The 13942-nt window shown below is 52.4% G+C and carries 16 protein-coding genes; 3 read left to right on the forward strand and 13 right to left on the reverse strand.

The features are described from left to right. Positions 1–7: 7 nt before the first annotated feature. The 12 genes from FJ146_05915 to FJ146_05970 all read right to left on the reverse strand — a co-directional run bounded on the left by FJ146_05915 (position 8) and on the right by FJ146_05970 (position 9793). Complete coding sequence (locus FJ146_05915; protein MBM4251487.1) at positions 8–544, reverse strand: flagellar assembly protein FliW; 537 nt, start codon at positions 542–544, stop codon at positions 8–10. Between the two features lie 125 nt (positions 545–669). After that, entirely contained in the window at positions 670–966 is a 297-nt protein-coding gene (csrA, locus tag FJ146_05920; GenBank protein MBM4251488.1) for a carbon storage regulator CsrA, read from the reverse strand. A gap of 142 nt (positions 967–1108) precedes the next feature. Beyond that, the gene (gene flgL, locus FJ146_05925) at positions 1109–2008 is read right to left on the reverse strand and encodes a flagellar hook-associated protein 3 (protein ID MBM4251489.1); all 900 of its coding nucleotides are present in this window, start codon (positions 2006–2008) and stop codon (positions 1109–1111) included. A gap of 11 nt (positions 2009–2019) precedes the next feature. Next, on the reverse strand, positions 2020–3444 hold the full coding sequence (gene flgK, locus FJ146_05930) for a flagellar hook-associated protein FlgK (protein ID MBM4251490.1): 1425 nt from the start codon (positions 3442–3444) through the stop codon (positions 2020–2022). 30 nt (positions 3445–3474) lie between these two features. Beyond that, on the reverse strand, positions 3475–4062 hold the full coding sequence (locus FJ146_05935; GenBank protein ID MBM4251491.1) for a hypothetical protein: 588 nt from the start codon (positions 4060–4062) through the stop codon (positions 3475–3477). Between the two features lie 24 nt (positions 4063–4086). Further along, positions 4087–4479: a flagellar biosynthesis anti-sigma factor FlgM gene (flgM, locus tag FJ146_05940; GenBank protein MBM4251492.1), complete on the reverse strand. Its 393-nt coding sequence runs from the start codon at positions 4477–4479 to the stop codon at positions 4087–4089. An 80-nt stretch (positions 4480–4559) separates the two neighbouring features. After that, positions 4560–4997, reverse strand: a complete 438-nt coding sequence (locus FJ146_05945) for a hypothetical protein (protein ID MBM4251493.1) — start codon at positions 4995–4997, stop codon at positions 4560–4562. A gap of 1 nt (position 4998) precedes the next feature. Beyond that, positions 4999–6072: a flagellar basal body P-ring protein FlgI gene (locus tag FJ146_05950; GenBank protein MBM4251494.1), complete on the reverse strand. Its 1074-nt coding sequence runs from the start codon at positions 6070–6072 to the stop codon at positions 4999–5001. Next, positions 6011–7096, reverse strand: coding sequence for a hypothetical protein (locus FJ146_05955; GenBank protein ID MBM4251495.1), 1086 nt, complete (start codon positions 7094–7096; stop codon positions 6011–6013). Before FJ146_05955 ends, FJ146_05950 begins: the two co-directional genes overlap by 62 nt. A 9-nt stretch (positions 7097–7105) precedes the next feature. Next, positions 7106–8167, reverse strand: a complete 1062-nt coding sequence (flgA, locus tag FJ146_05960; GenBank protein MBM4251496.1) for a flagellar basal body P-ring formation protein FlgA — start codon at positions 8165–8167, stop codon at positions 7106–7108. 18 nt (positions 8168–8185) lie between these two features. Further along, complete coding sequence (gene flgG, locus FJ146_05965; GenBank protein ID MBM4251497.1) at positions 8186–8965, reverse strand: flagellar basal-body rod protein FlgG; 780 nt, start codon at positions 8963–8965, stop codon at positions 8186–8188. A gap of 39 nt (positions 8966–9004) precedes the next feature. Beyond that, positions 9005–9793, reverse strand: a complete 789-nt coding sequence (locus FJ146_05970) for a flagellar hook-basal body protein (GenBank protein ID MBM4251498.1) — start codon at positions 9791–9793, stop codon at positions 9005–9007. 257 nt (positions 9794–10050) lie between these two features. Between FJ146_05970 and FJ146_05975 the strand changes: the two genes are divergently transcribed. Next, positions 10051–10716: an exopolysaccharide biosynthesis protein gene (locus FJ146_05975; GenBank protein MBM4251499.1), complete on the forward strand. Its 666-nt coding sequence runs from the start codon at positions 10051–10053 to the stop codon at positions 10714–10716. Further along, positions 10626–11960 carry a deoxyribodipyrimidine photolyase gene (locus tag FJ146_05980; protein MBM4251500.1) on the forward strand — a complete coding sequence of 445 codons (1335 nt, stop codon included), beginning with the start codon at positions 10626–10628 and terminating at the stop codon, positions 11958–11960. The genes FJ146_05975 and FJ146_05980 overlap by 91 nt, the downstream gene beginning before the upstream one ends. Before the next feature lie 136 nt (positions 11961–12096). On the opposite strand, the gene FJ146_05985 is transcribed toward FJ146_05980, so the two are convergent. Further along, a complete protein-coding gene (locus tag FJ146_05985; GenBank protein MBM4251501.1) occupies positions 12097–13221 on the reverse strand; it encodes an ATP-binding protein in 1125 nt (374 codons plus the stop codon). Positions 13222–13602: 381 nt separating this feature from the next. Between FJ146_05985 and FJ146_05990 the strand changes: the two genes are divergently transcribed. Then, the coding region (locus tag FJ146_05990) for a hypothetical protein (protein ID MBM4251502.1) at positions 13603–13942 on the forward strand (340 nt) is incomplete at its 3' end.

Raw genomic sequence — 13942 nt, forward strand, 5'->3', positions numbered from 1 at the left:
TAGACGTTTACTTACCGCCGACCTTAGCCGCCTCTGCAACTTCGCTGGTCTGGGTAGCCTTCGCTTTTTCGATCGCTTCCTGGACAGCGGAGGCGCCCGTGGCTGCCGACTGCTTCTTGATTTCTTCCATGATGTTGTGACGGGTGGTGTAAGCCGAGTGACTCAGCACCAACTGCTTGCCGCGACGATTCTGGAGGTTGAATACCAAAGGGGCCTTGAGGTTGGCGGTCATGTTCTGAGGATTGGTAGGGATCGTGATGATCACCGAAATGACGGCGTCTTCTTCAGCCTTGAGATCCAAGTCGAGGACCTCGGCTTCCGTCACCTCGACGACATAGTCCGGCTTGAAAAGTAGGGGATTGATCAGGACGAATGCAATAGCGCCGTCATCTAGTGACTGCAGCCATTTGAACGGAGAATCTTTATCGTGATCAAGCAACACGTAGCGCTTGAGCTCCGGAAAGCCGATCAGGCCAGCTGGAAGTTCGATAAGATCCTCGCTTTTGACTTCGATCTCACCGAATCTTGTTGTTTTAACCTTGATCAAGACCGCCTCCCATGGATCGCGGATACGCTGCTTGAGCTGCTCGCCCGCTCACGGCAACTAATTGAATCTGGCAGGGTGTACTACCTTTCATGATAAACCATTTTGTTTACAGCAAGCAATAGCTACTCCGATCCCGGCCCTTTTGGGGGCTTAAGGTACTTCCTGAGCGGTGCCTGACCAGCAGGACGCGTGTCGGATCCGAGAATACCCTGGGCCTGACCGACATTGACCGGATCGGGGCGCGAGGCTGCACGATTCTCATCCAGGATCTTTTGGTAGATCTCTTCCCGATGGACCGTCGTGGTCGGAGCAGCCTTGATCCCGAGACGGACCTGCTTACCCTTAATCTGCATAACGACGATCTTCACATCGTCACCGATGGCGATCCCTTCGCCAACTTTTCGTGTGAGTACAAGCACGGTAGAACCCTCCCTGGTTCCAGCAAGGCCGAAAGCGCCGAGCGCTCGTCTGATTGTCTTGGGATACCCTATTATCTCCGATTATTTGCTGCATTACTAGCATGCAGCGGTAACAGGCCATGTGGCACTAAAGCTTTCTTGTTTATTGTAGGAAGTTCAAAAGCGATGGCTGCAAGAGCTTGGTCGATGCCATGAGCGTGCCCTGAAGTACGGCCTCAGTCCGTTTGAATTCCGAGGTTGAGTGATAGATATCGGCATCTTGCGCCTTCGATAACTGCTCACGGAGGACGATCTCATCGCCACTGAGCCGGTTGCCAGTCTCTCGCAGTGCATTAGACATAGCACCCAAGGTCGCCAGGCCCGAGCTAGTTTTGTCGAGTTGAAATTCGACCTCGTACATGGCCTTGTGCATCTGATCTTTGTCGTTATTCATCATGCCGTCGTGAAGCAGATTGAGCGCCGTGATCATGTTGAAGTGGCCACGGGCCACTTCATCAGGATTGGCTTCGAAGACATCCCGACCGTTGAGGCTGACCGGGCGAAAATTGCCGGGCGACACCTCAAGGTGCACAATGCCATCGTCACCCATGAAATCGCCCTCTAGGCTCAGGGTCGGGGTTTGATTGCGAAACCCGCCGAAGACGAAGCGTCCGTTGAATGTGGTGTTACCGAGCTGAATCACCTCGTCGAGAATTTCTCGGATTTCGCGTGCCGTCGCGCTGCGACTGTTTTGGTCGTAAGTGTCGTTGGACATGGCTACAGCCAGCTCTTTGGCGCGGATGAGGTTATTGTTGATGGCCTGCAGGGCCTCCTCACTGCGTTCCAAAAAGCCTTTGGAATACTCGATATTGGTCTGGAGTTGGCGCAGGGTATCGATATTGTCGCGGTAGCGAATAATCTGGCTAGCACCGATGGGATCATCTGACAGTTTCTCGACGCGACGTTGCGACGCAAGCTCTTCCATGGCCTGCGAATTTTGATCTCTCGCATTATTAATGCGATTGGAGACCGTTTCGTAACGAAGTCGCTCGGAAATTCTCATAAACTATTCACTCACCGCTTCATACTTAGAACTGTATCCAACATCTCATCTATCGTCGTGATGACCTTAGACGACGCGGTAAAGTTCGCTTGCCACTTCATCATATTCGTGGCTTCTTCGTCGAGCGACACCCCCGAAATTGATTCGCGTCGTTTAACTAAGTCCTCAACCAAAATGTCGGCGGACTGTTTGGCATGATCGGCGCGCTGGGTCTCCATACCTAAGTTGGCAGTATATTGAGCGTAGAATTCAACGAGGTTAACGCCGTCTTTCGTAAATATCCGCGCATCTTTGAGCTTAATAATCGCATTTAGATTGACGTTATCGCCAGGAGCCAGCGCGGTCGATGCCGCCGCGATGGAATGCGTCGATGCGGCAATGATATCTTCAATATCAATCGATGCTGCGGCGTTATCGATGGAATCAGTAATTTTGAAAAAATCGCGACCTGTGCTCTCCGAAAATTCCCCAATACCGAAACCACTGCGATGCACGCCGTTAACCTCATGAGCAAAACGGTAAGCCATCTCATTATTTTTCTCGAGCAGCGTCGGAATATCATCGTCGCGAATCCGAATGAACGCCTCAAGTGCACCACCATCCATGCGGCGCGTCACATTCCGAGTAGTATGGTCGTCCCAGTCGGTGATGGTGACGTCAAACAAGCTATCGTTATCAAAATTTCTCTGGACGCCAAACTTAGCTGCGTTATTGCGCTCGACTAAGGTCACTTGATCTGGCCCGCGTACACAGAGCATACCGTATTGGTCTTCGTAATATTTAATCTCGACCTGCTTGGAAACTTCACGCAATAGCCTTTCGCGCTGATCACGCAAATCGTTGGCAAAGGTACCCATGCCCGTCTCTGATGTCTGGATCTTCACGTTGAGCTTGGCAATTTCCTGTAGCTGATCGTTCACATTAGTGACGAGATCGAAAATCCTGTCGTTGATAATAGTGCGATTGTCGCGCAGATCCGTGTCAACGCGACGAAAGGCCGTAGACACGTCGCGTCCGGCTTCGACTACGGTGGTCCTGATCGTTTCGTCGGTGGGGAAGTTCGAGAGATTTTGGATGGTATTAAAAAACTTGGTTACTTCGTCCGATACACTCGCATTTAAGAGTGGGCTAAACACGCGCTCTATGGTCTTTAGGGCGTCAGCTCGTGCGGCAGCTCGACCGGAGTCCTGATGGGTAGCATTGAGCTGATTCTCGACAAACTGATCGTGGGACCTGGTTACACTGGCAATCGAGGCGCCGTTGCCGATGAGCACACCGTGAGTCTCAAGAGGATCGTTCTGACGGATGTTGACCGTCTGCCGCGAGTAACCTTCGACTTGGGCGTTAGCGATGTTATGGCCAGCCGTATCAACACCCTGACGGGTCGTCAGCAGGGCTTCCGATCCAACCGTGAGTGTGTGAAATAGTCCTGCCATCTCAGTTGCCTCAAGAAAAAAGCACCTTCATTAGGCCTTAACGCGAAACCCGCTGTTGCGACCGGCAGCTTTCTGCACGCCATGAGCATTATAGGAAACGGCCACTTGCTCGCTAACCTCTTGCCAAAATCGGTAGCTCTCCTGATAATTCCACATTAGCTTGGTGACAAGATAACGATTGGCCTCGATCTGTGGTTTCACGTCCATGTATACGGCGAAGAAATCCTGCACCGCCTTGGTAAAAACCTTGGCTACGTGCTGTAGAACTTGAACAGCAAACTGCTCGGATGAAAGAGAATTAGCTAACTCCGTCAACGCATCGTTAAACTGAGAGAGTGTGACGGGACGGGGCTTTTCGGGCCAATGTGCGCTTAAGATTTTGGCGAGTTTTTCGCCGGTAAGGGTGAAGTTAGTGTAAGCACCCTCGATTCGGTCACCCAGCTCCTCTTTAACGCGACAGGCATCCGTCACAAGGCCGTATTCTCGAGCCTCGATTGCCTCATGCTCAGATGCAATCACCTTAGGCATCTCTGCGTAGGCATCGCGCATCTTGTTGACGCAGTCAGTGAGACGAGATGCTACCTCGATGACTTGTTCCACAAATGTGGTCTGAGTCATTGCGCCTCTCCTGTTTAGAGGGAATTAATTGTCAGATTCGGCTAGGTGTTCTTTGATGGCTTCGTGCAACATGCCGTCAGCTATACGGCCAGCGTCTGGTTTGTAGGTACCGTCGGCTATTTGCTTCTTAATATCCGAGACACGGTCTTCACGAACGTCGGGAGTGGAGCGAGCGATATCGAGAGCTTTTTGGTAGGCTTCTGCTTTGGTTTTAGCGGCATCCGAGATGTTAACGCCATAGTCCTTGTTGGCCCGGGCGTTGTTGGCGGTTTGGCCGGCACCTTGAGGGGCGGCGGCTGGAGCCACCGCCTTGGCATTCTGTACCTTACCATCCTCAGCCTTGGACTGCGGGGTCGCTGCCGGATTCAGCCCGTCCGTTGCTTTGGGAGTGTAGCTGCCAATGCGGCTGGTACTCATGAAACACCTCTATCTTTCATGGTAGGGCTTCTAACATAGAACGGCTGGTGGAGAGAAAGAGAAAATCTGGTGGGCTTCTGCTACCTATTGTCGCCTGTTTTGATCGCAGCTGCAATCCCTGGGCTACGCGCACCCTCTTTGTAAGCCGCTAGTCCCTGCGACTTAGCCACCGCAGGAGGTGATGAGGGACGGACTTGAGATTGGGAATTAAGCAAAAATTCCTCAATATTATTGGCAAGTCCCGTATGCCTCTGCGCGGCCATCATCTTGGCATACTCATCGTCGAGTAACGACTTGTAAATATCTTCGGCATTACCTCCGTCAATCAGACCTGACTTCTGGACGGTGTCACGCATCGACTTAAGGACAATATTAAGAAACAGGGATTCAAAATCCTCGGCCGCTTGTTTAATCGTCGCGCGATCGCGGTCGTTAACCTTGGATCTAAGATCACCAAGGATCTTATCGTGGTTAGCCGCGACGGGCGTATTCACATTGACGCTTAGCGGACTATTCATATTACATAAACCTCAGCTCGGCATTGATGGCCCCGGATGCATGAACGGACTGCAAGATACCAACCAGATCCGCAGGTTTGACGCCTAGATTATTGAGCGTTTGCAGGAGTTCGCCGACCGTAGTACCACCAACGGAAACCACTGACTTAGGCGCCGATTTGTCGTTTTTGCCCCCAACCTTAATGGTCAAATCCCCGTGAGCAATCGCTATCGGCGCCACTACGACGCCAGCACCCATGACCACTGTCCCAGTCCTCTCATTAATGACCACAACGGAGCGCGCATCGTCCTCGACACGCATGGATTCAAGCTCGGAGAGAAACTCTACCGTGCGGCCTTGGTATTCAGCCGGCATCGTCACATCGATGCTACTGACATCACGTGGTGAGGCGAAAAAACCCTTTAGTTTAGTGTTGATAGCCTCGGCAATGCGCGTGGCTGTCGTAAAGTCTGGTCGGATGAGTGTTAACGTCAACTCACCCTGATTGCCAATGGTGGGCTGGAACTCCCGCTCGACCGTAGCCCCTTGGGGCACCCTAGCCACAGTAAGTACCTGCGCACCGTTGCCACTAGCCTGCCCCACTACGACGGACCCCTGAGCAACCGCATAAACCTCGCTATTACCAGCGTGTAGTGTGGTTAAAATTAACGTCCCCCCGGCCAAACTCCGGGCGTCACCGATGGCCGATACTTTGATGTCAAAAAGATCGCCATTTTTGCCATAAGGAGGGAGCTCGCCCGTGACCAACACGGCAGCCATATTGCCGGCAACGACCTCGTTATCTTTAGTCTTCATACCCATGCGTGTGAGCATGTTGGCGATCATCTTGTTCGTAGTGAGTGACTTTTTGCTGTCGCCTGTAGCCTTGAGGCCGACGACGAGCCCAAATCCATTGACGAAGTTGCCGCGCACACCACGCACGCGGATAAGGTCTTTGAGGCGGGTGGGCATCGCCTGGGCCACCTGCGCGCCGTCAAAACACAGGGCCATGATGAAAGTAATTAACAAAAACCTACGCATTATTACCCCCACCCGCTGGTTTAGCAGCATCTGCCGTCCCAGCCTTACCCGCATCTTTAGCCGGCGCAGCTGCACCTGCTTTGCCTTTGTCGGCTTTGGGATCAGCCGCCGCTGCGGCTTCAGCAGCCGCCTTGGCTGCCTCTTGCTCCTTCAGCGTATCCTCGATCAGTTTCATTTTGGCATCGGTCTCGGCGCGTTTTTTGGCTAATTCCTCACGCTGTTTAGCCACGAGTCGACGCTCATCGCCGAAAGACTTGATGCGGCTTTCTAGTTTTTCCTGCGCTTCCTGTAAGCGATCTTTTTGATCGGCGAGGTCTTGCGCTTGTTTAGACTTGGCCTCCTCGAAGCCGCTGAGACGTAGTGAATACTCGTCCTCCCAACCAGACGAATTGCGCTCTGTCAGCTCACCGGACTTACTCTCCGCGAAGCGGACATCGAGGAGATCATCCGTCGTTAAATCCTCCCCAGAGCTCAGCCGGTCGTATGGAATACGTGCTCGCAGATCAACCTCGTTAACTTGATCCTTGTGCTGCGAGGTTCTCTTGAGCATGGCTAGTACGTCACCGTTGTCGTATCTGTGAGCGATTTGCATTTTGAATGATTTGAGCAGCGAAGGCTGACCTTTTTCGGCTGGGGTCAGGTCAGGTAGCGCTTTGAGTAATTCTTCCTCGACCTCGTCCGTCGGTCCGGACTTGTCGTCCTTGCCTTTGCCCTTGGCTTTAGCGCCGCCTTTGTCTTTAGCCAGATCTTTGTCACTTATACGATTAGGCTGAATATTGACGGTGAGGAACCGCCCCACATTGAGTGGACCTTTGGGAGTAAATAAATAATTGCGCTCATCGTCTGGATTAAAAAGTGATCCCGAGTCATTAGAACGCGTATTGCTCGTGATCTGCACCGTCTTTTCCTTGACATAGACAGCCGGTGCTGGAGTCCCGGCCATGGAGCGACCTTGACCCACGAGTTTGTCTGAATCCTTGGTAAAAAGATCTGGATTACGTCCAGAGACTTGCGTCATCTTAGGCGAGCAGCCAAAGACTGAACCAATGAGTAATAGGAAGGTAGCAAAAATCTTCATGGCACCTGCTTAAAACACGTGTTGAACTGTGTTCGCGTCAATCACCCGTACGCGCATCCGCTTTTTGGTCGCTGGATACTGCGCTTCTATCACCTGGCCTGGCACGCCATCAGCCATGAGCTTGACTGAGCCGCTAACGGCAACTCCAGAGCCATCGACTTTGAGTTGCACCATTTGACCGCGGCGTACCAGCCTTGGTAATTCAATATCACTCGACAGCAAAGGGGAGCCGCTCTGCATCGGACGTCGTAGGCGACGACCGATCAGCTCGTCGCGATGACTCACGTACATGCTGCCACTGCGCCCGAGAGCAACCATATCTGAGCCCAGGTTGGCATCGGTAATCTCCGCTCCTTTATCCAAAGACTCGCCAAGGACGGGCAACAGTGCATGCACTGTCATATGAGCTGAGACCGAGAACACGGCCCGCAGTTGATCGCCGTCCACTTGGCGCGCGACAAAAGTGAGGCGCACATTGCCGCCGAGACGTTTTATCACCCAGTCAGCGGATTGCAGGTGTTCTGCAGTAAGGTCTGGGAATTCAATCACGTAATCCCCGGGGCGCAATTTGAGCCCTGGGGGTAACAACATCCGATCTATTGTGACTTTCAGTGCACTGTCCTCACTAAAAGCATCGCTCAGTAAAGACTTGAGAGCACCTTCAACCTTGTCCTCTGTTAAAGGAATCGAGGCTGCAGTGATCTTAATCACCTTAGCACCTGCTAATCTGATGTCCGCCGCCGGCCATTCTTTGCCGAGGAGCGCACGCGCCTTTTCTGGATGCCAAGTGATCGTCCGTCCAGGTTCGGGACTTGGCCCCAAGTCAACGGCGTAAATTTCGTCGCAAATTTCGGCCATGCCATGACAATCTGCAACGCCACCTAGATAGAGCCGATCGCCATCGACCTCTGCATTGGGACGAAAAGTTAGTGTCGCCGCGAGTGGAACTTGTGGTGCTAACTCCGCAGCAGGCGTCGGGAGTGACGGCACTAATTCCGCGCGGGCCACTGAGGCAAGTAAGCTGTGCCCCAGAACCGCGCCGAGTAATGTCATGCTAAAAACTAGATTCACAAGCTCCCCTTACTAGAATCAGCGGATGGCTACTGTGGCCTGCAACATTTGATCGCCGGTTTGGATGACCTTAGAGTTCATCTCGTAGGCACGCTGGCCGGAGATCATGTTGACCATTTCCTCGACGATATTGACGTTCGCTGCCTCGAGCTGGGTGTGATAGAGAGCACCCATACCGTTTTGGTTAGCGATACCAACTACAGGCTCACCACTGGCTTCGGTGGCTGTGTAGAGGTTGCGTCCTTTCGACGCCAACCCCATGGGGTTGATGAAGTTGGCAAGTTGGATTTGCCCGATGTCTTGCTTTTCCGCGCCGACATTGACGGTCACGACTCCGTCCATACCAACAACAAGGTTAGTGGCCCCTTGCGGCCGTGTGATTTCGTCGACCAGCGGGAAGCCGTCGGCCGTAACGAGACGACCCGAGTTGTCCCACTTAAAGTTACCATCCCGCGTATAGGCCGTGGTGCCGTCCTCAAGTTGCACACGGAAGAACCCCTGACCCTCGACCATGAAGTCCGTCTCGTTGCCCGTGAGCTTAACCGCACCGGTGGTAAACATCTTGTCTACAGACGACAGCCGCGTACCGGCACCGACCTGGATGCCGCTAGGGACGACAGTGCCGGTGGTGGTGTTTTGGCCCGGAGCCTTCAGCGTCTGATAGATCAGGTCATGGAAATTGGCGCGCGACTTCTTAAACGCGTTGGTATTTAAGTTGGCCAAGTTGTTGGACGTGACGTCGATGTTTTGCTGCATCGCTTCCATGCCCGTCGCCGCTGTGTAAAGTAGTCGCATCATAGCCTTGGATCTCCACTAATTGCCTAAACCATTAAGTCATTAAGCGCGCAAATCACCGAGTTGGTTACTAGATTTCTGCATAATTTGGTCGTAATCGTTGATGGCCTTTTGGTAAGCCTCGTAGGAGCGGTGCGCCATAATCATATCCGTCAGGTTTTTGATAGCGTTGACGTTTGATCCCTCGAGAAAACCCTGCCGCATCTGTGGACGTGCCACCGTGGTCAGTCCCTCAGGAGTGCCACCGTAATGAAGGAGATTGTCACCGACGCGCTCTAAGCTCTCTCCGTCTTTGATTTTGAAGAGTTGAATGCGGTCAATGAGGTGCTTGTCCTGCCATACTTCGCCCGAGTCGTTGATTTCGAAAGACCCAGTGCGGACGACGATGTTGCCCTTTTCACCGAGGATAGGCATGCCATCTTTGTTGCTAAGTACACCGTCGCGACTGACAACCAAAGACCCATTGCGGGTATAGCGCACACCGTCAGGCGTATTGACTGCCAGAAGGCCTTCGCCCTCAATCATAATGTCGGTAGGGTTACCGGTGCTGATCGCTGGTCCCTGGGTGTCGTCCCTCGTCACATCGGCCACACCGACGTAGGCCATTTCGTTGCCACGGATGTTCATCAGCTGCTCAACGCCGACCTTGTAGTTGGCAGGGGGCAGGGGATCACGGTAGTTCTTTTCGGGTTCCGGCTCCAGCAGGGTAAACGTCACGCGATCACCCTTGAAACCGACCGTATTCATGTTCGCCATATTGTTGGCGATGGTTTCAAGCACGCGTTCTTGAGCGATCGCGCCTGAAAGTGGTGAGTAGATGTTCTTTAGCATCGCGTGTACTGCCGTCAAAGATGAGTGGTGGGTCTAGTGAGGGTGGGTCAGAGATACTAGAGCAACTTTAGTGCCAACTCCTCGACGGCCTGCATGATAGAATTTTGGCTGTGCTCTAACTGATTATAAAGCTAGTCCAAATATTGGCATCGTTGGTATAGCGATAAGCGGATGAAGCCGGGCAAGTGTCAGAGGAGTGGCGAGGTAGAAATTTCACGGCGTCAAAAAAAGTCGCCAAATATCTGACGAGAGTCTTCATGACTGACACATCCCAAGAGAGCTTTATGGCCGACCTAGCCGCCATCGAGCGCCTGGCCGCTGCACCGCGTGTGAGTTTTGCAGCCATTGAACAGAAGTTGGAGGGCAGAGGCTTTGCCTCATTTGCGCTGATCTTTGCGCTCCCCTTTGTGCAACCCATCCCTCTGCCGGGTGTGTCGATTGTGATTGGCCTCGTCATGATCGCCGTTGGGCTGCGCCTGACCCTGGGACACGCAGGCGTCTTGCCGCAATGGCTGGGGCAGCGCGAGATTGATGGGCAGAGGCTAGTGAAAATGGTTCATGCCGCCCGCAAGGCATTTACTTATATCGACCCATTGTTTAAACCCCGGCTATCGCTTGCGTTGCAACCACCGTTAAGTCGCGCCATAGGTCTAAGCATCACCGTCAGTGGCTTGGCACTCATACTACCCTTACCTCCAGTGGTGCTCTTTTCCAATTCTCTACCGGCTTGGGCCATCATTTGCGTCAGTATTGGTTATCTGGAGCGCGACGGACTATTTGTAATCATCGGCCATCTGATCGCTATCGCGACTTGGGTCTATTTTGCGACGGTATGGGAAGTGGTGCGCCTAGCATGGCATTCCATCGCCACGACTATCCCTCAGCGATGGCCACAACTAGCAAGCTTTTTGCATTTAAACTGAGGTGTGCTATGCCGCTTAATCGTGAGGAGGGCCTACGAAGGCTCGAAGCGTTCACCAAGTCTGGACTCGCCGCTTATGCCGCGCGACGCAACTCGGACCTAGGCCCGGACCATCATCACGAGGTCGTTTCACTCTTATCGCCTTACCTGTCCCGGCGTTTACTGGTGGAGAGTGAGTGCATCAGAGCGGCTTTAGCGGCATTCCCGCAAGATGTCGTGAGTAAATGGATCGACGAGGTGATCTGGCGCATCTATTGGCGCGGCTGGCTTGAGCACCGTCCGACCGTATGGAGGGAATATGTTTACGCCCTAGAACAACTGCAAAAGCATGGTGACAAAGAGAAAGCACTGGACGAAAGAGCGCTTTACGACCATGCACTCTACGACCGTGCCATTAGGGGCAAGAGTGGCATCGCCTGCTTCGACGCCTGGGCGGATGAGCTTCGGACCCATGGTTATCTCCATAATCATGCGCGCATGTGGTTTGCGAGCATTTGGATCTATACGCTGCGACTACCTTGGCAGCTAGGGGCGCAGTTTTTTCTGCGTCATTTGATAGACGGTGATCCGGCAGTCAACACGTTGTCGTGGCGGTGGGTAGCTGGCCTGCATACTCAGGGCAAAAGATACGTCGCAACCGCAGAAAACATTAAGCGCTGCACCGACGGGCGCGTGACAGTGCGCGAGCGACTGGCTACCGACAGCGAGGCTGCATCCGTTTCACATCTCGCATTTAGCTTGGATCCTAAACCTGTCGCGAGTACGGGCGAGGTTGATAATGAGGTTGATAATAAAGCCATCGATCTCACTAAAGAGACGACCCTCATCGTCCATGCCGACGATCTCTATCTCGAGGGTAGTGAGCTTAAAGAAGCTAAAGTCAGGCAGATCATCGCTATAGATCCTAGCGAATTATCGCAGACTCTTCAGCTATCACCGCTGGTAACTGATGCTCTAACTCAGGCAGTCACCGACGGTGCGGCGCGCGCAAAAGCACATTTTGGCGCTCCCCTTGTATGGGCCAAGGTGGGAGCAATCATGGAGCATGTGGAAAGAGATCAGCAACTCATTTGCATGAAGCCGCATCGCGGTTACTGGTCCGATGCACTGAGCCGCGTGAATGCCCAGGTTGATCTCAGGTACGCCCGCCGCGGGATGGACACGGCGCTCTATCCTCACGCGACTAAGGGATTCTTCCAATTCAGGGGCGCGGCATGGGCCCAGAATTTCGGAATGGAGGCTTGAAGCTGTAGAGAGTCGAACCGTTTCGCGTCCGATGGAAAACCAGTATTTAACCGCTTCCACAACAGTCATGGCTGCTCTAAATGCCAACGATTATGTAAGTTAGCATGTTTATGCCGACAACATTGCGTCGGCGGCATCATATTTCTTCACGAGCCTCGATCAATTCGTGATTCCAAAGTGAATTGAGAAACTCTTTGTATGGCAGGATCAGAAAGATATCGTCGACAATTCTTGCGCGTTCCTCCATGCACACAACAATATACTTCTTTAGTATTTTTTCTTGCTCGCAAGCTCGGAGTCCGTGAAGATCTTTTTCCCCCACTAGGGTCTTGGCCTTGACCTCGATCGCTACCGTCCCACCCAGGATGAAATCGACTTCATGATTTGTGGTGGTGCGCCAATAATGCAGCGTGGTGTTAGGACGATAGTAGTCGATATAGGAACTTAACTCGTGATGGATGTAGGCCTCGAAAAAGTCGCCGAAATCTTTAGATTTTTCCTTAGTCGGTGGCAAGTCAAGGATGGCACGCACAATACCGGTATCAAAGAAGTAAAATTTTGACGTTTCAAGTGGCTTACGTTTCTCAGAACGTAGCCATGCAGGAAGCTCTTTAGCCACCAAAGTATCGAAGAGAATTTGAAAGTACTCGGCTACAACTTTGCGCCCAACCTGAGCATCACTGGCAATACTTGAATAGTTAATAATTTGACCGTTGCATAATGCCGCAGTCGTCAAGAATCGTGAGAATGCAGGGAGGTTCCGTACCGACGCTTCATTAGCAATTTCGTTCTCTAAATAAGTGCCAAGATATGCGCCTAAATCGGCACGAGGATCATCGGATAGATAAATTGAGGGAATAAGCCCTCGGTTTAGACACTTACGGAGATCAAAAAGATTATCTCCTAGTTCATTATAGGTCAGAGGGTGAAGGGCGAGCTGACGTGCACGGCCACCAAGTAGATTGACACCCTTGGCCTTTAATTTGCGAGCACTTGAGCCAGTCAGCACAAACCGCAGCTCATCCTTCTCGATCATCAAGTGCACTTCATCCAATAGCTCAGGTAGACGCTGTATCTCGTCTATTACTACGATGCCGCTCTCCGGCCTATGGGCCGATACCTGTTTCCGGATCAGAGTCGGATCGTTGGCTAGCCGGAAGAACATCTCCTGATCCAAGAGATTGTAATAGGCCACCTCATCGGAAAGCGTATGCTTGATCAGCTGTGTTTTGCCTGTCTGACGAGGGCCGAGTAATAGCACTGATTTTTGGCTACAAAATGCTTTTAAATCAATACTCCTAGGTATATACACTGGAATCACCCCAAGATAATTGGCACAGTTAATGCCTATAATTATATAATATTGGAACCAAATGCATCAAGTTACCGTAAAATCTTGGGCGCCTTAATTACCCGGTCGAAACTAAGCCCAAAGTGGCAAAGGCAGCATCGGCACGGCAACATCAGCAGCGAGGCTGGAAAAAAAGGCTGAAAGCCTGGCGCCATCTTGCCGTAAGCATTGATGATTTTAGCCCGCAATGTGAGCCCCCAAAAAGTCCTCAAGTTAGACCTCAGGCATGCCGAAGCCCCTCTATATGAGTGGGAAAGTGCCTGCTCCCCCCCCCCTCGCGGAGGCCTCGGCATGACCGGGTTGAGACGCAAAACTGTTGCTTGTTTTGTCATGCGCCTAGGCGTGTGCTGGACTGTGGCGACAGCTTTCTCAATCCCGGCTTCAGCACAGAGTCTAGGTAGCCTACCGATGACCTACTCGGGACGGCTGACAGAGACTTCTGGCGCGCCCAAAGACGGGGCAGTCGACATGGTTGCCACTTTTTGGACGGCTGAGTTTGATGGTACGCAGCTAGGGCAGAGTTTTTCGTTTACTTCGATCATCCTTAATCAGGGCGTGTTCTCGATATACTTCCCGTTTATGGCGTCGCAGGTGCAGGACATCTTCCGCGACGGTACGGAACCCGTCTTTA

The sequence above is a fragment of the Deltaproteobacteria bacterium genome, from assembly GCA_016874735.1.
GTDB lineage: Bacteria > Bdellovibrionota_B > Oligoflexia > Oligoflexales > CAIYRB01 > CAIYRB01.

Coding starts and splice junctions, on each gene's coding strand:
- FJ146_05975 (MBM4251499.1), top strand. CDS start 10,051: ATGACTGACACATCCCAAGAGAGCTTTATGGCCGACCTAGCCGCCATC.
- FJ146_05950 (MBM4251494.1), bottom strand. CDS start 6,072: ATGCGGGTAAGGCTGGGACGGCAGATGCTGCTAAACCAGCGGGTGGGG.
- FJ146_05945 (MBM4251493.1), bottom strand. CDS start 4,997: ATGAATAGTCCGCTAAGCGTCAATGTGAATACGCCCGTCGCGGCTAAC.
- flgK (MBM4251490.1), bottom strand. CDS start 3,444: ATGGCAGGACTATTTCACACACTCACGGTTGGATCGGAAGCCCTGCTG.
- FJ146_05955 (MBM4251495.1), bottom strand. CDS start 7,096: ATGAAGATTTTTGCTACCTTCCTATTACTCATTGGTTCAGTCTTTGGC.
- FJ146_05970 (MBM4251498.1), bottom strand. CDS start 9,793: ATGCTAAAGAACATCTACTCACCACTTTCAGGCGCGATCGCTCAAGAA.
- flgM (MBM4251492.1), bottom strand. CDS start 4,479: ATGAGTACCAGCCGCATTGGCAGCTACACTCCCAAAGCAACGGACGGG.
- flgG (MBM4251497.1), bottom strand. CDS start 8,965: ATGATGCGACTACTTTACACAGCGGCGACGGGCATGGAAGCGATGCAG.
- FJ146_05935 (MBM4251491.1), bottom strand. CDS start 4,062: ATGACTCAGACCACATTTGTGGAACAAGTCATCGAGGTAGCATCTCGT.
- flgL (MBM4251489.1), bottom strand. CDS start 2,008: ATGAGAATTTCCGAGCGACTTCGTTACGAAACGGTCTCCAATCGCATT.
- FJ146_05980 (MBM4251500.1), top strand. CDS start 10,626: ATGGGAAGTGGTGCGCCTAGCATGGCATTCCATCGCCACGACTATCCC.